Origin of the sequence: Acaryochloris marina MBIC11017, assembly GCF_000018105.1 — a bacterium.
GTDB lineage: Bacteria > Cyanobacteriota > Cyanobacteriia > Thermosynechococcales > Thermosynechococcaceae > Acaryochloris > Acaryochloris marina.
Genome location: NC_009929.1, coordinates 209,699 through 226,680 on the forward strand (window position 1 = coordinate 209,699; position 16,982 = coordinate 226,680).

Annotated in this window: 18 protein-coding genes and 1 pseudogene; 10 read left to right on the forward strand and 9 right to left on the reverse strand. The window is 46.5% G+C overall.

Annotated elements, in window-relative coordinates:
- Nucleotides 1–11 precede the first annotated feature (11 nt).
- Together nifJ and AM1_RS34485 are read right to left on the reverse strand one after the other, a co-directional pair.
- Nucleotides 12–3,635: a pyruvate:ferredoxin (flavodoxin) oxidoreductase gene (gene nifJ / locus AM1_RS34480; protein ID WP_012167642.1), complete on the reverse strand. Its 3,624-nt coding sequence runs from the start codon at nt 3,633–3,635 to the stop codon at nt 12–14.
- Nucleotides 3,636–3,970: 335 nt separating this feature from the next.
- Nucleotides 3,971–5,026 (reverse strand): tyrosine-type recombinase/integrase, encoded by a 1,056-nt coding sequence (locus AM1_RS34485; protein ID WP_012167641.1) that lies wholly within the window; start codon nt 5,024–5,026, stop codon nt 3,971–3,973.
- Between the two features lie 213 nt (nt 5,027–5,239).
- Between AM1_RS34485 and AM1_RS34490 the strand changes: the two genes are divergently transcribed.
- The 4 genes from AM1_RS34490 to AM1_RS34505 all read left to right on the forward strand — a co-directional run bounded on the left by AM1_RS34490 (nt 5,240) and on the right by AM1_RS34505 (nt 8,666).
- A complete protein-coding gene (locus tag AM1_RS34490; protein ID WP_012167639.1) occupies nt 5,240–5,719 on the forward strand; it encodes a hypothetical protein in 480 nt (159 codons plus the stop codon).
- A gap of 13 nt (nt 5,720–5,732) precedes the next feature.
- Complete coding sequence (locus AM1_RS34495; RefSeq protein ID WP_012167638.1) at nt 5,733–6,398, forward strand: hypothetical protein; 666 nt, start codon at nt 5,733–5,735, stop codon at nt 6,396–6,398.
- Between the two features lie 113 nt (nt 6,399–6,511).
- The gene (locus AM1_RS34500) at nt 6,512–7,444 is read left to right on the forward strand and encodes a DUF4351 domain-containing protein (RefSeq protein WP_012167637.1); all 933 of its coding nucleotides are present in this window, start codon (nt 6,512–6,514) and stop codon (nt 7,442–7,444) included.
- Between the two features lie 109 nt (nt 7,445–7,553).
- Nucleotides 7,554–8,666, forward strand: coding sequence for an alkene reductase (locus tag AM1_RS34505; protein WP_012167636.1), 1,113 nt, complete (start codon nt 7,554–7,556; stop codon nt 8,664–8,666).
- Nucleotides 8,667–8,809: 143 nt separating this feature from the next.
- Here the strand turns inward: AM1_RS34505 and AM1_RS34510 are convergent, their stop codons facing one another.
- Nucleotides 8,810–9,793, reverse strand: a complete 984-nt coding sequence (locus AM1_RS34510) for a hypothetical protein (RefSeq protein ID WP_012167635.1) — start codon at nt 9,791–9,793, stop codon at nt 8,810–8,812.
- Between the two features lie 574 nt (nt 9,794–10,367).
- On the opposite strand from AM1_RS34510, the gene AM1_RS41755 reads away from it, so the two are divergent.
- Nucleotides 10,368–10,826, forward strand: coding sequence for a hypothetical protein (locus AM1_RS41755; protein WP_148216084.1), 459 nt, complete (start codon nt 10,368–10,370; stop codon nt 10,824–10,826).
- Nucleotides 10,827–11,084: 258 nt separating this feature from the next.
- Here AM1_RS41755 and AM1_RS34520 read toward each other — a convergent pair whose 3' ends face one another.
- Nucleotides 11,085–11,699, reverse strand: a complete 615-nt coding sequence (locus AM1_RS34520) for a hypothetical protein (protein ID WP_012166988.1) — start codon at nt 11,697–11,699, stop codon at nt 11,085–11,087.
- A gap of 75 nt (nt 11,700–11,774) precedes the next feature.
- Nucleotides 11,775–12,080, reverse strand: a pseudogene (locus AM1_RS38305) (hypothetical protein); the annotation flags it as partial.
- 194 nt (nt 12,081–12,274) lie between these two features.
- Here AM1_RS38305 and AM1_RS39355 point away from each other — a divergent pair.
- From AM1_RS39355 to AM1_RS34535, 3 genes are all read left to right on the forward strand, one after another.
- Complete coding sequence (locus AM1_RS39355) at nt 12,275–12,418, forward strand: hypothetical protein (protein WP_012167631.1); 144 nt, start codon at nt 12,275–12,277, stop codon at nt 12,416–12,418.
- A 63-nt stretch (nt 12,419–12,481) separates the two neighbouring features.
- The gene (locus AM1_RS34530) at nt 12,482–12,634 is read left to right on the forward strand and encodes a chlorophyll a/b-binding protein (protein ID WP_012167630.1); all 153 of its coding nucleotides are present in this window, start codon (nt 12,482–12,484) and stop codon (nt 12,632–12,634) included.
- A 278-nt stretch (nt 12,635–12,912) separates the two neighbouring features.
- Entirely contained in the window at nt 12,913–13,146 is a 234-nt protein-coding gene (locus tag AM1_RS34535; RefSeq protein ID WP_012167629.1) for an RNA recognition motif domain-containing protein, read from the forward strand.
- Between the two features lie 482 nt (nt 13,147–13,628).
- Here the strand turns inward: AM1_RS34535 and AM1_RS34540 are convergent, their stop codons facing one another.
- Together AM1_RS34540 and AM1_RS34545 are read right to left on the reverse strand one after the other, a co-directional pair.
- Nucleotides 13,629–14,444 carry a hypothetical protein gene (locus AM1_RS34540; RefSeq protein WP_238549380.1) on the reverse strand — a complete coding sequence of 272 codons (816 nt, stop codon included), beginning with the start codon at nt 14,442–14,444 and terminating at the stop codon, nt 13,629–13,631.
- Between the two features lie 30 nt (nt 14,445–14,474).
- The gene (locus tag AM1_RS34545) at nt 14,475–14,732 is read right to left on the reverse strand and encodes a hypothetical protein (protein WP_390610085.1); all 258 of its coding nucleotides are present in this window, start codon (nt 14,730–14,732) and stop codon (nt 14,475–14,477) included.
- Between the two features lie 61 nt (nt 14,733–14,793).
- Here AM1_RS34545 and recA point away from each other — a divergent pair, with 61 nt between their 5' ends.
- Complete coding sequence (recA, locus tag AM1_RS34550) at nt 14,794–15,852, forward strand: recombinase RecA (RefSeq protein ID WP_012167627.1); 1,059 nt, start codon at nt 14,794–14,796, stop codon at nt 15,850–15,852.
- Nucleotides 15,853–15,861: 9 nt separating this feature from the next.
- Nucleotides 15,862–16,239: a VOC family protein gene (locus AM1_RS34555; RefSeq protein WP_012167626.1), complete on the forward strand. Its 378-nt coding sequence runs from the start codon at nt 15,862–15,864 to the stop codon at nt 16,237–16,239.
- A 159-nt stretch (nt 16,240–16,398) separates the two neighbouring features.
- On the opposite strand, the gene AM1_RS43740 is transcribed toward AM1_RS34555, so the two are convergent.
- Entirely contained in the window at nt 16,399–16,590 is a 192-nt protein-coding gene (locus AM1_RS43740) for a dsRNA-binding motif domain-containing protein (protein WP_012167625.1), read from the reverse strand.
- A 158-nt stretch (nt 16,591–16,748) separates the two neighbouring features.
- Complete coding sequence (locus AM1_RS34565; protein WP_012166607.1) at nt 16,749–16,961, reverse strand: DUF2811 domain-containing protein; 213 nt, start codon at nt 16,959–16,961, stop codon at nt 16,749–16,751.
- Nucleotides 16,962–16,982 lie beyond the last annotated feature (21 nt).

The window sequence follows — 16,982 nt, forward strand, 5'->3', positions numbered from 1 at the left end:
TCAAAGCAGGATCAAGACTGGGACCGTTGGGGTCTAGCTGCTAAATATTGGTAGAGAAGCCAACGGGTATTCACGTCTTGCTGAGCTTCTTGCAAGAGTTGTTGAGCCGTCTCTGGCTGGCTACGGGTTAGCATCTTGAATCGATTCTCGGCATACATGGATGGGTTGATGGGAACCTTGGGAGCATGCGAATCTAATACCAAAGGATTTTGGCCTTGGGTCACTCGTCGAGGATCATGACGATACAAGAGCCAACGCCCAGCATCTACCAAGGATTTTTGATGGTGCATGGCTGAAGACATCTCAATCCCATGAGCAATGCAATGGGCATAGGCAATGATTAGGGAGGGGCCTTCATAGGATTCAGCTTCGATAAAAGCTTTAAGGGTATGTTCATCCCGTGCCCCCATAGCAACACTAGCCACATAGACATTGCCGTAGGTCATCGCCATTAAACCCAGATCTTTCTTCGGGGTTGGCTTGCCTCCTGCGGCAAATTTGGCAACGGCAGCTCTTGGAGTGGACTTTGACATCTGTCCACCCGTATTGGAATAAACTTCGGTATCCAGCACAAGGATATTGACGTTGCGCCCACTGGCCAAGACGTGATCTAGGCCGCCATAACCGATATCGTAGGCCCAACCATCTCCACCAATAATCCAGACACTCTTTTTAACGAAATAGTCAGCCAGGGCCTTGAGCTGACTCATTTTTTCGATCAGCGAGTTATCCCGTCTGTCGTTTTTATGGGACTCCAGATGAATTTCCTGCTCCGTTAGCCATTGTTTCAATAGAACAACTTCTTGACGGATCTCAGCAATATCAGCTTCGTCATCTTGCTTGGCTGCTAAGAGTCGCTCAGCTAGAAACTGGATATAATCATGCTCGTCTTCTATGGTATTGACTACCTCCTCAAGAAGTTTACGAGCAAGTTCTTTTTGCTGATCAATCGCGACTCGGAAACCCAAACCAAACTCAGCATTATCCTCAAATAGGGAGTTAGACCAAGCAGGACCTCGGCCGTCAGCGTTTACGGTCCAAGGTGTTGTGGGTAGGTTGCCACCGTAAATAGAAGAACAACCTGTGGCATTAGCAACGACCATGCGATCGCCAAATAGTTGTGTTATCAGTTTGATGTAAGGTGTTTCTCCACACCCCGCACAAGCCCCAGAAAACTCAAATAAGGGTTGTTGCATTTGTTGATGACTAATTTTATGGAGATTGAGCGATTGACGTTGGGGATGGGGCAGGGTTAAGAAATAATCCCAATTCTGAACCTCAGTTTCTCTCAAAGGACGTTGGGGTTCCATGTTGAGGGCTTTCAGTCGGGGTTTTGACTTATTTTTCGCTGGGCAAACATCCACACAGATGCCGCATCCCGTGCAGTCTTCCGGTGCCACTTGAATGGAAAATTTAAGATCACTCCAAGCATGATCACGGGCCGCTGTACTCTTAAAGGTTGTTGGTGCTTTTTCAGTGTGTTCAGGGTCGTAGACTTTACTCCGAATGACACTGTGGGGACAAACCATGACACATTTCCCACACTGTATACAGACCTCTGGATCCCAAACAGGAATAAACTGAGCAATATTCCTTTTTTCCCATTTGGCTGTGCCCGTGGGATAGGTACCATCAGCGGGTAACGCACTAACCGGGAGCATATCTCCCTGGCGCTGAATCATATAATTGAGCACTTCACGGACAAACTTGGGAGCAGTTTCCGGCATCGTTGAGGCTTGACTATTGTTTACCTTTAACTGGCCGATTGAATCATCCATAGGGACTTTGTAGAGTTGTTCTAGAGCCGCATCTACTGCCTTAAGGTTCATGCGGACAATTTCCTCGCCCTTCTTGCCATAGGTTTGATGAATCGATTCCTTAATACATGCAACTCCCACATCACGGGGCAAGATATCTGAAAGGACAAAAAAGCACACCTGCATCACGGTATTGATGCGTCCCCCCATACCTACAGCCTGAGCTATTTGGTTGGCATTAATGCCATAGAGCTTAAGATGTTTCTGAAGTACTTGTTGCTGCACATGAGCAGGTAAGCGTTCCCAAATCTCTGTAGCTGGGTATGGACTATTTAGCAGGACAATAGCCTTGGGTTGGGCAGCTTTCAGGACATCAATTTTGTCTAGGAAGTCCCAATGATGACAGGCAATAAAGTTGGCTTGTTCAATTAAATAGGTTGACCGAATGGGGTCTGGTCCAAATCGGAGATGAGAAACTGTGACTGACCCAGATTTTTTGGAATCGTAGACGAAGTAGCCTTGGGCATAGTGATCAGTATGCTCGCCAATGATCTTGATCGAGTTCTTATTGGCACCGACAGTGCCATCAGCCCCTAGGCCATAGAAGATAGCTCTCATTCCCTGATCTGAATCCGTGGAAAAAGAAGAATCATAGGGTAGGCTTGTCAGCGTGACATCATCGTTGATACCAATAGTGAAGTGATTTTTGGGGTTGGTAGTCGCGAGATGGTCAAAGATTCCTTTGACCATGGCTGGGGTAAACTCTTTAGAGGACAGACCATAGCGCCCCCCAACAACCTTTTGAACAGAAAGATGAGAGGAATGTTCGCTAAGCGTGGCAAGGACATCCAGGTAAAGTGGTTCACCGAGACTACCAGGCTCTTTAGTCCGATCTAAAACAGCTATGGATTGGGTCGAAGGGGGTAAAGCGGTTATAAATCGCTGCGCATCCCAAGGACGATAAAGGCGTACTTTGATCACTCCAACTTGATCCCCTTGTCGGTTCAAAGCATCCACCGTTTCATGGACTGTTTCGCAACCGGAGCCCATCAGAACGATGATCCGTTCCGCCTCTGGATGGCCATGGTATTCAAATAGCTGGTATTGTCGACCTGTTAATTGAGCAAAGTCGTTCATCACTGTTTGTGTAACCGTGGAGCAATCCAGATAGTAAGGATTGACTGTTTCTCGAGCTTGGAAGTAGATATCAGGATTTTGAGCGGTGCCACGCAAGACGGGATGATCAGGACTGAGGGCACGCGCACGGTGGGCCATAACGGACTTATCCTGGATTAATTCCTTGAGGGTAGCGATGGACAGTAGTTCTACTTTCTGGATCTCATGGGAAGTTCGAAAACCATCAAAGAAATGGAGGAAGGGAATTCGGGTTTCTAGGGTTGCAGCGGTTGCGATCGCGGCAAAATCCTGGGCTTCCTGAACAGAAGCAGCACTCAACATTGCAAAGCCTGTCCCCCTCGCTGCCATTACATCACTGTGGTCTCCAAAAATTGACAAGGCTTGGGCTGCAACAGAGCGTGCAGCAATATGAAATACCGTAGAGGTCAGTTCTCCCGCAATCTTAAATAGGTTGGGAATCATTAACAGCAATCCCTGAGATGCAGTAAAAGTAGTCGTCAGTGCCCCCATTTGAAGGGCTCCATGGACTGCCCCTGCGACACCTGCTTCACTTTGCATTTCAACGACCAGAGGAACTACACCCCATAAATTTTTGTTATTAGCTTCTGTCCATGTATCAGCCCATTCAGCCATCGGTGATACTGGAGTTATGGGGTAAATAGCAATCAACTCATTCAGAAAAAAGGCTATCCTCGCAACAGCTTCATTTCCATCAAGGGTTGTGCAGGTACTATTCTTCATTAGTCGATACTCCTGGGCTTGCCATGCAATGACGACAGCTACATCCGCTTCTCGCTATGCTCAAGCAAACCCTAGGAAAAGAGTTTGAGAAAAATATGAAGATCGAATCACTATGGCTTGAAATTCTTACCATGTGGAGATTGATTAAAAACGGGGAAAACTTTGATATACCAGTACATTGAGGGAAGGAATAGACCTTATCGGAAATAAAATGGGTGAGAATAACTTCAAACGTCTATGTCGTAAGTCTTTGAGGCCGATTTTTCTCCAAAAATAAAACGCTTTACCAGTAAGGCTTTCAGCTATTTCCGATAAGGTCTAATGAGTCGTCATTCCTATTTTCTTACCTCTGATGATTCATCAGAATTCTTCTGCCAAGAAATCGTCTCCGCCAATTTCGCAGAAGCCTTCTTCTGAAGCTGTTTGCGATTGTCATCATAGAACTTGAGCGTATTCAGATTGGCGTGTCGGGAATACGCCTGTGCTCCGCGCAAGTCCCCACCCGTCATCTCTAAATAGGTGGTTGTCCCACTATGGCGGACTTTGTGAGGTCCAAAGTTCTCACTTACCCCCGCCTTCTTCGCCAATGCCCGAACAATTCGATATACCGATGTCCCTGACAACCGCGACCCCCAATTCGCCCGATCCAACGAGATAAACAACGGCTCCGTGAGGCCATAAACTTCTCGCAGTTCCAGCCACTCTGAAATCGCTAGTACCCCACTTTCCGTCAAATCAATCCACTCTCTTTCGTTCCTTCCTTTCCCCAAAATCGACAACCGTTTTTGCTCCGAATCAAAATGACGGACATCACAGCCTACCAGCTCAGACCGTCGCAATCCCGCCTCCCAGAGTAGCGTCAACATGGCGAAATCCCGAGACCCAGCCAGGGAAAACCGATTGACGAACACCATCATCAGTCGAAATTGAGAGGCTGTAATTCCCCGAGTATCCCGATAAGGTTTTACTGTTAGGCCATCTACTTCCGCCAAAGTCCAATCACACATTTCCAAACGTCTGGCCATCCGCACCATGGACTTCACTGCGGACAACCGCCGATTGATGGTATTTGCCTGCAACCCTCGCTGCATCATACATTCCCGATACCGAGCGGCTAATTCCAAAGCCTTCAATCGGCCAATCCCCACAAAGGACTGACTCAGCCGGGATAGTTCCACCTTCACCTGCGCCTTTATCTCACTTTTGCGCTTCGGTCCCTCAACTCCATAGACCATTTCCCCTTGGGTCACGAATAAAAAGAAGTCCACCAGATCCTTGGTATACCCTTCCCGCGTGGAGGGTTTGGTTTTCTCCACCAAGACTGCTCTAAGCAAATCGACATCAACTGCCGACTCATCGATTTCTAGGCGAACTAACCCTGATTCTGCCATTGCGATGGTCTCCGACCGACCTTCGGTCATCGCCGATCTGATCCACGTCCATTTTAGTGTACGTCAATGGCAATTTCCGTACACTAACGCCAAAATCTTATTATTTGGACTTTGACTAAACTTTGACTAATAAGCATGGTAAGCTATGGGGGTATTTGCCGAAAAAGAGCAAATCCTTGGCCAAAACCCATCCCCTACCTACGGTTTAAGACGATGGCCCGTGCAATCGCAGAAAAATGCAGGCGGTGTTCCAAGCTACCCGTGGACCAAGCAAAGTTAAAGGAGTGCTGGGTGGGCCAGCGTTGCCATGTCCGTCGTTCCTCGTATAAACACCGCGATCGCTATAACCGAAACAAGAAACGGAAATATCAACTACAGACGGGGAAGCTGATTCCTGAAGTTACGGTGGATGTCCCCGTCCAACCTGCGGCCATTCGACGGATGTATCGAGCGAGAAGGGATGCGCCCCTTCATGCCATGTCAGCGGAGCTGTGGATAGGTCAAAAGCGGGTTGCGTTCGTTGAGCCTGTTCATACCCTGGGATGGACTAACTCTGATGTGACGAAATACTCAAGGAGTATACTCAACCGCTTCTCTGAGCATCTAGACGGAAAAGTACTTCATCAGTTTGATTCACAAGTCGAAGTGGATCCAAGTCAATGCCCGATTCGTCCCTGCCCCTTGTTCCCGTAGGAGGTTGTTCACGATGGCATTGCAACTGGAACTCGATCTTTGGCAGCAGCTGAATCAAGCAGAAGCGGTTCCAGTAGAGAGTGACCTCCAACAGTTGCAGGAGCGATTGGACTTAGTAGTCGCCCAGTTGCCATTAGAGGAGAAGTTATCCACGGCAGGGACTGCCCTATTGCAGATGGCGGAAATCTTGAGTCGGCGAGCGGAGGTCTTCCTCAGGGACTGGCGAGATGCCCACAACGATGACGGTCCCATCCTTGATTTGGATGACGAAATGGGGATGGTTCGGCAATCCATGGTGTTAGACGATGATCTAATTGCTGAACCCGACCCGGTGACTCGGCGAACATTACCCAAAGAGGAGTGTGAGTCGATCGTTGTGCTCAAGGACAAGGCATCGTTGCTGGAAGAGCTGGAGACTGAGTTAAGGCTTGAGCAACCTGATGAAGTCTTGCAAGTCTTGGAAGAAGAGGATGTTTTGGCATGGGTACAGGCCATCTCAACGTACTTACAGGGGACATCTGGGATGGTGCCTTTGGTCGAGCTAAAACAGGAGCTACAGCTGTCACTGGTACCTATCTGGCTAGGAATGCTACTCGGTGGATTTCAGTTTGAGCAGCGGGGTGGGTTTTACGATCAGAATGTCTGGATTAAGACGGGTGCCTTGAACAGCCAGCCTTGAAGACTATCTCCCTTTTTTCGAAGACCGCTGCAAGAAGCCGTACCTGGATAACTCGGATGAGATGCCAGTGATACACTCAATCAGCGAATCGAATACGAATCACGGAGCAGCGGGTGACACAACAGGAGTCCATTGACCATGATGGTCTGTTCAAAGAATTGATCGAGACGTTCTTTTGGGAGTTCTTAGATTTGTTTTTACCTCAAGTCTTAGACTATGTGGAGCGCGGACCCGTCACGTTTTTATCCCAAGAGGTATACAGCAGTATTGGTGCAGAAGAGAAGCGCATCATAGACCTGCTGGCTCGGGTTCAATTTCGAGAGCAAGAAAGCTATTTTCTGTTTCATATAGAGCCGCAGTCTTCAGTCCAAGCGGACTTTGAGAAACGCATGTTCTACTACTTCGGACGATTGCAGGAGAAATATGATTTGCCCATTTACCCAGTGGTGATTTTTTCCTATGACAGTCCCCGAAAGGAAGCAGAGAGCAGGTATACCGTTGAGTTTCCTGATTTTCAAGTCTTACAGTTCAATTTCCGGGCCATTCAACTCAACCGCTTGCACTGGCGGGACTACTTGAGGCAGCACAATCCAGTAGCGTCGGCTTTGATGGCTAAGATGCAAATTGCCAAAGAAGATCGGCCTCAAGTAAAGATGGAATGCCTGCGGATGTTGACTACCTTGCAGCTAGATCCAGCGAGAACTGAGTTTATTTCTCAATTTGTCGATACCTATCTCAGATTGGAAGCGGACGAGGAACAACTCTTTCAGGCAGAAATTGATACATTAGAATTAGGAGAAAGGGACGCAATCATGCAGACATTGACGAGTTGGGAAGAAAAGGGCCTTGCACGCGGTCGGCAAGAGGAGGGAGCAACCATAGTTCTGCGTATTCTCAACCGCAAATTAGGGAATCTATTACCTGAAGTTGAAGCCCAAATCCAGTCCTTAGAAGTTGAGAAGCTTGAGGAACTGAGCGAAGCACTTTTGGAATTCGAGAGCTTAGAAAATTTGAACGCTTGGTTGCAAAATTTTGAGAATTCCTAAATTAGCTCTGGGTAACTGGTTATGCTATGTGTGTATTGCCAGTAACTAAGGCTTCACACAGTTCAAGATACAATTTCCTGGTTATTACTTAATTCAATAGAATCGAGATATGACGGCAACAGGAGCATCCCCGACATTACTCAGCAGTTTCAATCTTCATGATTTGCCACTCGCCAATCGGATAGTCATGGCTCCCATGACAAGATCGCGAGCTGGGGAAGAAATGTTGGCGAATGCAATGATGGCTGAATATTACGCTCAACGGGCATCAACAGGCTTGATTGTTACAGAAGGAACCTTTATCTCAGACCAAGCCATCGGTTGGCAGCATGTCCCTGGGATCTACACCCAAGAGCAAACCCAAGCTTGGCAAGTAGTAACTAAAGCTGTTCATGAAAAAGGGGGTAAGGTTTTTCTGCAACTTTGGCATTGTGGGCGAGCTTCTCACAGCAGCTTTCATCAGGATCATCAGCTTCCTGTAGCCCCCTCAGCTATCAAACTTGAGGGGGACTCAATTCATACCCCACAAGGCAAGCAGCCCTACGAAACCCCACGTGCTTTAAGTACCGATGAGATTCCACTGGTTGTTGAAGATTATCGAAATGCGGCTATCAATGCCAAAACGGCTGGCTTTGACGGTGTGGAAATTCACAGTGCCAACGGTTATCTGCTCGATAGCTTCTTGCAGAGTAAAACCAATCAACGCCAAGATCGTTACGGTGGAACTTTGGAGAATCGCTATCGATTTCTAAAGGAAGTCGTAGAGGCAATTTCCCAAGTCTGGCCAACTCACCGCATCGGTGTGCGACTTTCGCCGAATGGCGTCTTTAACGACATGGGGTCACCAGACTATCGTGAAACTTTCTTGTATGTTGCTCAGCAGTTAAATGCCTTTGATCTAGCTTATCTCCACATACTAGACGGTCTGGCCTTTGGATTCCATGAGTTAGGTGAGCCCATGCAATTATCAGAATTCAGGTCTGTCTATAACGGAACCATCATTGGCAATTGTGGTTACAGTCAAGAGGATGCAGACGATAGAATTTCGAACGGTAACGCTGACTTAATCGCTTTTGGCCGACCGTTCATCAGCAATCCAGATCTAGTGGAACGTTTCACAAACGGCTGGCCCTTAAACCCACCTGCAGAGCAGAGTATTTGGTATTCATTCGAGAGGGAAGGATACACAGACTTCCCAATCTATTCAGAATCCCAAGCCTAAACCACCTAATTCAGGATTTTCTACAATTGACTGATATCAATCGAGATTCTCTGTTTTTTGTTTATAAAAAAACGACTCAACACCATCAAAGCGCCAGGGAACTGCGATGTTTGACGGGTCTGTGACTTTTGACAATTTCAAACTTAGCGCTCCCAGCCATTAATCATCCTGGTTATTTCCGCGATCTTGAATTCATTCCCTTGTTCTGACTTGTGCCAGAGCTCAAACCGTGCTTCGTATTTGTTGCTCCAATCTCCTTCATAGACCGTTACCTCAGCATTGTATGGAAAGAATGTCTCACCAGAATCCGACCAACCAACATAGCGCGTCGAGCGAGACGTCAGTTGTTCCTCAGATAAGCGTTGTCCGGTTTCTACGTCATAGACCCTTGTGTAGACATATCCGGGAGTGGTTGGGTTAATAGCTCCGTTGAGCAAATATATTCCCGGCTGCATTCCGTCGGAAACCTTGAAGTGTGGGGAATTCGGGCGCTTACCTGGGTAACGCGACTCGACAGGAATTAAACCTGTCGTTTTGATTTCGTCTTGATGTTTCAGAACATCTGCTAATTCAGCGAATACCTCACCTATTGTTTTCTTTGTAAACTGTCGGGCAGTCTCAGGTGCTTGGTCATAGATTTCGAGGTATAAGCGATCACCTTCAATAATGACGTAGGATGTGTTGCCGGGGGTACCTTCATGAGCTCCTTCAACAATCACAGCCACATCGTCAGACCCTGCAATTGCTCGCGTTATATTGCCGCGATCCCGTCCTATTCCGTATGGCTCTTCGAAGGCAATTAGCACACGGGTCTGGTGCACGGAATCGTCATCATCGTTGCTATAAAAGCCATGGCGTGTCGTTTTATATTCACCCATGACCTTTTCCCGCCTTACTGCATATTTGATTCCACGTTCCTGACGAATCTCCCATCTGGAGTTGCCAGCTAGATACCGAAACAGGATGGATCTGGGCTCGGCGTCAAAACTTGCCATTGGTTCGGCAGAGATATTAATGCGAGCCTCGTCTGGCCGCGACAGATGCCCCCCATAGCTGGAACCGATCAGACTACAAGCAGGAAGCAACGAAATCAACAAAGCGGTGAAGATGGAAATGTTGTGATTCATCTAACTAGCTAAGTTTAAGTAGACCAAAACTTCCCCCTATCACGAAATAAAGTGGTAGTTTGTCTACCTCTCAAATCCAAGCCTTTTCTACATTAGCATCACGATATAAAGACTCAGTATTAATGGAAATTCATCAAGTTAGCGTTCTTAAGGTCTGGGGTAAGGCAACTTAATAAGTATTATCTTTTTGCTTTTTAATACCTGCCATAGCCAATCGCTAGAAAGACTAAAAATCTGTAGATTACAGCTTTTATACGAATAATCGAACTTCTTGAAATTAATAAATCAATATCAAATGGCTAAAACAATTTACATCTATCCCAGACCGAATAAACGCTTACATTTTTTTCTAGGCTCAAACAGAGAGAGGTATTTTGGAAGAACCACCAAAAGTGACGAGTCGGGTAGAGAGGACTTGACTGACAGCATGATCCAAGAGCCCAACCAAGCGAAAAGAAACAGGTTTCTCGCTCTCTGGAGCTTGATCAGTCCTGGCTGTCTACTTCTAACAGTCGGCTTGTATTATCTTTTGGGGATTCATTGGAACCCAGGCACTCTCGATGCATCGCTGTTAATGATCACGATTTACGTCATTTACTGGGGGTTGCTAGGAAGTCTTCAAGGGGCATTGCTCCTCAAGTTTCAATATAAGACCTTGGCATACAAGTGGCTTCGCAACACCAGTGCAACTGGCTTTCTCATTATGCTAGTTCATGACCTAACTTTGCTGAGCACTGGCATCAATATGGGTGGACAAGGGGTGCTTATTCTACTCCTAAGCCTACCCATTGTAGCTATCTTGGGAGGATGGGTCTTAGGCTACGCTCAATTTTTGCTCCTTAGAGGTCATCATAGCGTGGCATCACAGACCAATCGCCTACCCTTCATGTGGTTTGTAGCCAGTTTTATATCCTGGATCATGGGTTTTATTGGTATTTTTTTTAGTGGCAGTATCCCCGTTTTCTTTATCCTCTTTGCCGCAGTTGGGGGTGCTATTAAAGGCTGGGCTGTGATGAAGTATTTAGGTCTGTAGAAAAATTCCACCTGTAAATTTTTCCGCGTTGCATTACCCAGACTCAGTTTTGGAGTTTTTACAATGGTCTCATGTAACTCAGAATAAGTAGTATCTCCTTATCAATTAAGCCAGATTTTTACCCTAAACCCCAGATTGAGCAAGCGGTTGGACAGTTTCGCAATCAGGTTTTGCCTAAACTAGATCGCCAGCAACATAAATATTCGACCCATATCTTATTTTCACTAAAACTTAGACAAAAAATTATCGCTACCTCGTTCAAGGATTGAGATCACGGATCCATATATCTTCTTCAATACAACTCTCTTTAGCCCATTCCAATAGATGATTCTGAATCTGGTGTTGTACTTCCAAAGACTGACTGGCTATGTTGGCTCGTACACTAAAATAGGCGGTGCCTCCCTGAGGACCATCTGAATTATGGGTAATGCCTGCTAAATAGACAAAATTCCCTGCACTAAACGGATTGTTGTTATCGCGAGGGGTACTAACGATATTCGAAATTCTGGCAATAAGACCTTCTTGGTCTGGCGTGTTTAAGGCAAGATGCATCATGTAAGCCTGCGGCCAATAGAGATAGGTGTTTTGGGCAGCAGAGACAGGCTGCAAAAATTGATTAGATTGGATGCGACCTTGAATGCAGGTCAAATCTTCTAGGGCTCCTTTGGCGAGAATTTCCATCTCAAATTGGTTTTGTTCGGGCAAAATCAGATTAAACTGAATGGCTTCCACATATAGGTGCTGGAGTTCCAATAACCCAGTAACTTTGGCGACTACTCCAGCACGATCTTGCCCTCCCACACGGAATAATAAGGAACGGTTTTGGATATCTAAGTTTTTGACTGTGACCCAATCTGTGAGGACCTTGTTCATATTTCTAACCCCTTGAACAGCTTGAGACTATTGTCTTACCCCACCTTCACATTGAAACAAAAGGTCTCAGGCTGATCACCCCCAAACCCTACTCACCCGCTCCCTCTCCAACCACTCTCCAACCATCTCCTCGATCCGCTCCATCGTCTCCGGTGGCCTCAGCTCAATCACTTCCCCAATCTCAAAGTTTTCCTCAATCTCGACGGTGCACTCACGGCAGAATCCCGGTGTAGCAAACGATTCCTTCACGAAGGGTTTCCCCGTTCCCGCCACAGTAATCCAGTAACATCCGAAGCCATTCTTAGAAACAGCCAGATACTCCAGCTCCCCTCGTGTCCTGGCTTGCTCTATCTAATCCTTCTGTCGCAGCTCCAGATTACGATCCGGCCTGCTACCAATTCCTCGAACTCACGCCTAGTACCAGTAACCGCAGAATAGTGCTTGAGATTACATAAATCCTGTATTAGTCAAGAAACTGTAACTAAACATAATTATTTCATTGACATTTTGTTACACTTTTGTTACATTCAGACACATCAGACCACAACACACATGATTTATCGGAGTCCAAAGACATGAATTCATCTGGCAATTTCTTCGGCTTTAACCCTTTTGCTGAGGCTTGGAGTGGTCGTCTAGCAATGGTCGGTTTTTATTTAGCTATTGCAATTGAATTAGTTACTGGTAAAGGTGTTCTACATTTCTGGGGTTTGATGTAATCCCTCAAATATGTCTTTCGTTACTGAACATCTATAAACCGCTCATCTGGAGATTTAACTGTTATGAATTCTCAGTCTTCCTTCACAGGATTTAGCGCCTTTTCCGAAACTTGGAATGGCCGTCTTGCAATGATTGGTTTCACCCTAGCCTTGATTACTGAAGCACTTACTGGGGAAGGCATTATTGGTCAAATTATTTCTTGGTTTACTTTCTAAAGACTTTTGTAATTTTATCCTCTCAATTTAGTCTTACTTACACATCTGTATAGGTAAATTTGTCTGGCCCACTTCCAAAGTTTAACTTTGTCGGGTCGGTTAAGGCGAAACTTATAGCAGTCAGTAATATTAGGGATTTGCTAGCAGCAGTGCGGTACAAGTAATCGTTTTAGTGTTTGCTTTCAAGATTGACTGGTTTTTTCTGGTTCAATTTTCAAGCCCATACACCAATTGCTAGATCTCTACTCTACACACATTGATAATTTAGGATGAGTATCATGTCGATTTACGTTGGTAACCTCTCTTATGCCGTTACAGAGAAAGATCTAAAAATTGCTTTTGCACAATATGGTGCGGTAAAACAGGTCAAGCTCCCCATTGACCGCGAGACAGGCAAGAAGCAAGGCTTTGCTTTTGTAGAAATGGATAATGATGCTGAAGAAGCCAAAGCAATCAAAAAACTGGACGGAGGTGAGTGGATGGGAAAGACTCTCACAATAAATAAGGCATAACCTCAGGTAAATAGAATGGATAGTGATAATTTTGTTGTTGGAAACCTCTCCTAGAGACAATTTACATTAAGAGGATCTATCTCATAGCTCAAACCAATGGGCTATGAGATTACATGATCAGATTTCTCCACTTCATCCACACCCAAGATCATGAACTTCATTTCCTCCCTCTGTCATTCATACTGATAGAGCTTTTCACCATCTAACTACTGCATGTACTAAAGGGGAATACCTCTAGATTTTTACCACTACCGAGATTCTGAGCCTTAAAAACTCAGTGATACACTCGAACAGCAAGGGCAGAATAAGGTATTCCTGATCATAATGCTCCGCTTTTATAATCGATCTAAAGCTGGATAAAGAACTCACGATACATTTACAAAACTGTGCTCAATTTTCAGCGTCAGTGGTTCTAGCGCTACCTTGGAGTGATGTTCTGCTGACCTAAGAAACTACCCAAGCATTACATCTTCAACGAATAACTAATTCTGAGCCCAAGAAGGTGGTGGAAGTGGGTCAGGGTCCATCACAGATAGATCAACTTCAAACACAACTCTTAAGCCATTATCTTCTACCTGATTAACCTGAAGCTTTCCAGAACGAGTAGCGACTAAAAGGTTTCCCTGCAAATCCCAGTCTGCCCATTGATACGCATCCAGAATCTCAATGCCTTCATTGGACTGCATCGAATAAAGAACCGACATTCCATCTACTGCTTGATCTTCTCCAAACTCACCCCCAGCCAAACCTAAGCTTTCTAAATAAAGGATTCGATGACCTTCAGGTTGTATTTTATAGAGTCGTGCATTCCGATGTTCATCCCACAAGTCATTGGGTTGCCGCAATGGAGAATCGGCTGTTTCCGTCCATCCCCGATGACGTTCATTGGCAAATTGCACCACTGGAATGGAACTGAGATTGTAAGGAAATGGAACGTCTATCTTAAGGTGCTCATCACTTTGATCAGGGGGTATGAAATAGTAACCGCGCGTCCATGTACCGCAAGTACCAAAAGCATAGATCGCTCTTAGCCAAGGTAACTTTGAAATCGCAATGTAGGTTTCACCATGTTCCCAGGTTGCATTGGGCTTGTGGGCAAAATAACACAGGAATCGACCATCGGGTGAAAGGTCAGAGCGACGGGGATAGATGCGCCCATGTAACCAGGCACCTGGTTCATACGTTTGCTGGGTTAGATCCCACCGACCGACATGGAACCATTTGCTAGGCCCGCGTCGAAATACTGCAATCACAGGCGCTTCAGAAGCAGGGATACAGTAGATACGGGGTGAATCCATTGCCATCACACCATCATTCCCGATATGATTTCACTCCACCTCCAGCGAATGTTCAACCAGGAAGCGACCCGCAGACAAAGCCACAAAACTACTCTCATAGAACTCACCGTCAGTATGGACCTGTCTTTCTGGGGTAATCACCCAACATTGATATCCCCACTCCAAGGAACATGAGACGCCAACGAGCCAGCCATCTGGGAATCCTACCAAATCAGTCAGTGTCTCTATCGCCATGACAACCACGCGGTGAGGCGGCAAATCGTGAAAAAAGTACCATGTTGACACCATCTTAGTACAAGATTACTATATTGGTCTAGCACCCCCATCTTGATCTTTTGGAGATCCCCTTATGAGTGCCAAAACAGAAATGACCGAGAAGCAAAAAGCCCTCGATTTGGTGATGAAAAACGTGGAAAAGACGTTTGGCAAAGGGGCAATCATGCGGCTGGGAGATGCCGCTCGGATGCAGATTGAAACCATCTCTACGGGTGCTTTACCCCTAGATCTAGCCTTGGGCGGAGGGCTCCCCAAAGGTCGGGTCATTGAAGTGTATGGCCCTGAAAGTTCCGGGAAAACGACGGTGGCCCTCCATGCGATCGCTGAAATCCAAAAATCTGGGGGAGTGGCAGCGTTTGTGGACGCGGAACATGCCTTAGATCCGGTTTATGCCGCGGCTTTGGGAGTGGATGTCTCTGAGTTGCTCGTGTGCCAACCGGATTCTGGGGAAATGGCCCTGGAAGTGGTGGATCAGCTGGTCCGCTCCAGTGCCGTGGATTTAGTGGTCGTCGATTCCGTCGCTGCTCTCACTCCAAGGGCTGAGATTGAAGGGGATATGGGCGACTCCCATATGGGTTTGCAAGCACGTCTAATGAGCCAAGCTCTGCGCAAGATCACCAGCAACATTTGCAAATCGGGTAGCACCGTCATTTTCCTCAACCAACTCCGTCAAAAGATTGGGGTCACTTATGGCAGTCCCGAAGTCACCACTGGAGGGAACGCCCTCAAGTTCTATGCGTCCGTTCGCTTGGATATTCGTCGTGTTCAGACCTTGAAGAAAGGCACAGAGATGTATGGTATCCGGGCAAAAGTGAAGGTCGCTAAGAACAAGGTCGCTCCTCCATTTAAGCTAGCGGAATTTGACATTCTATTTGGTCAAGGGATTTCCACCGTAGGATGCTTAGTAGACATGGCTGAGGAAGCAGAGGTGATCGTCCGCAAAGGGGCTTGGTATAGCTATGACGGCAGCAACATCGGTCAAGGCCGGGAGAATACTATTCAGTACTTTGGAGATCATCCAGAATTTTCTCAGAAGATAGAGCAGCAAGTCCGTCAGAAGCTTGAGTTAGGGGGCGAAGTATCGGCCAATTCGACCACTCCTGTGGAAGTCGAAGATGAGGAGGCAGCGTAAAAATATTCCATGAATACTCAGGGCAAGAAACTATACCCATTTGTCCCCTCTGGACCAAATTTCCAGGAGTCCCTTAAGTTCTTCGTTGAGCTTGGCTTTGAGAAGCTTTGGGAGAATGAGAATGATGGGTTGGCCGCATTACGTTTTGGTGAAGCACAATTTCTCTTATCCAATATCGATATTCAGGAATGGCAATCAAATCAAATTATTGTCTATGAGGTAGATGATCTGGAGGCATATTATCTAGAACTTCAGGCTAAGGACATCCCCACCAAATTTCCAGGCCGGAAGATTGGTCCCCCGACCGATTATCCTTGGGGACGCGAAGTCCAATTTATTGACCCAGGAGGGGTATGCTGGCATGTCAGGCAGTATGAAGGGAATTAGGTAAAGTTAATTTCGTAGCAATTGGTCGATACGAATGCCAACCTGTCAATCAATAACCATTCTCTTCTAATCCCCAATCAACCCCAACAAACCCTCCGCAGCCCCCCACTTTCGCTTCCTTCTTTGACACCCCCTCACCAACCCCTTCAAGGCCATCACCTACACTGAACAGCGAAATCCTTCTGGTATTGTCTCAAACTCATATCTGGGCAACGATATTTGCTGCCGCTGGCATAACTCCTGCAATGCCCCAATCGGATTTTCTGTCACATCACCAGCCAAGCTCACGGATTCCTCTGGGTCTTCCTCCTGGTCCTCGGCTTGGTCCTGGTCTAGGTGTAGGACTCTCACTTGATGTTCTGCTCTGCGAATGGCTCGGTTTCGGGCGCTATCAAGGAGCTTGATTAGGGCATCTTCTGGATCTTCGTTGGGGTAGAGATAGGTAAGGAATCCAAGCTGTTTCTCCGTTAATCAAACTGTCAGGCTGATGAGGGGCTGGAGATTGCTCATCAGCAGGCAGTGGGTAGTTCTCTTCTAAAGAGACTATCTAAATACACACGAGTTGTACGGCGATCTGTTGTGCCATTCTGCATTAGGAATAACGATAGCGCCGCTGAAAGAACCCGACTCTGATCCCAGTCAGGATGGGTGTCTAAATAACCTCGCAAGGCATCATGTAGCTCTTCAGGGATATCGGCCAATATGCTAATCGTAGTGGACATGAAGTGGTTACTCTTCTCAAA

Coding starts and splice junctions, on each gene's coding strand:
- AM1_RS34520 (WP_012166988.1), bottom strand. CDS start 11,699: ATGAACAAGGTCCTCACAGATTGGGTCACAGTCAAAAACTTAGATATC.
- AM1_RS34495 (WP_012167638.1), top strand. CDS start 5,733: ATGGCATTGCAACTGGAACTCGATCTTTGGCAGCAGCTGAATCAAGCA.
- AM1_RS41755 (WP_148216084.1), top strand. CDS start 10,368: ATGATCACGATTTACGTCATTTACTGGGGGTTGCTAGGAAGTCTTCAA.
- AM1_RS34505 (WP_012167636.1), top strand. CDS start 7,554: ATGACGGCAACAGGAGCATCCCCGACATTACTCAGCAGTTTCAATCTT.
- AM1_RS34555 (WP_012167626.1), top strand. CDS start 15,862: ATGAATACTCAGGGCAAGAAACTATACCCATTTGTCCCCTCTGGACCA.
- nifJ (WP_012167642.1), bottom strand. CDS start 3,635: ATGAAGAATAGTACCTGCACAACCCTTGATGGAAATGAAGCTGTTGCG.
- AM1_RS34510 (WP_012167635.1), bottom strand. CDS start 9,793: ATGAATCACAACATTTCCATCTTCACCGCTTTGTTGATTTCGTTGCTT.
- AM1_RS34485 (WP_012167641.1), bottom strand. CDS start 5,026: ATGGCAGAATCAGGGTTAGTTCGCCTAGAAATCGATGAGTCGGCAGTT.
- AM1_RS34565 (WP_012166607.1), bottom strand. CDS start 16,961: ATGTCCACTACGATTAGCATATTGGCCGATATCCCTGAAGAGCTACAT.
- AM1_RS34545 (WP_390610085.1), bottom strand. CDS start 14,732: ATGGTGTCAACATGGTACTTTTTTCACGATTTGCCGCCTCACCGCGTG.
- AM1_RS34490 (WP_012167639.1), top strand. CDS start 5,240: ATGGCCCGTGCAATCGCAGAAAAATGCAGGCGGTGTTCCAAGCTACCC.
- AM1_RS34540 (WP_238549380.1), bottom strand. CDS start 14,444: ATGGATTCACCCCGTATCTACTGTATCCCTGCTTCTGAAGCGCCTGTG.
- AM1_RS34530 (WP_012167630.1), top strand. CDS start 12,482: ATGAATTCTCAGTCTTCCTTCACAGGATTTAGCGCCTTTTCCGAAACT.
- AM1_RS39355 (WP_012167631.1), top strand. CDS start 12,275: ATGAATTCATCTGGCAATTTCTTCGGCTTTAACCCTTTTGCTGAGGCT.
- AM1_RS34535 (WP_012167629.1), top strand. CDS start 12,913: ATGTCGATTTACGTTGGTAACCTCTCTTATGCCGTTACAGAGAAAGAT.
- recA (WP_012167627.1), top strand. CDS start 14,794: ATGAGTGCCAAAACAGAAATGACCGAGAAGCAAAAAGCCCTCGATTTG.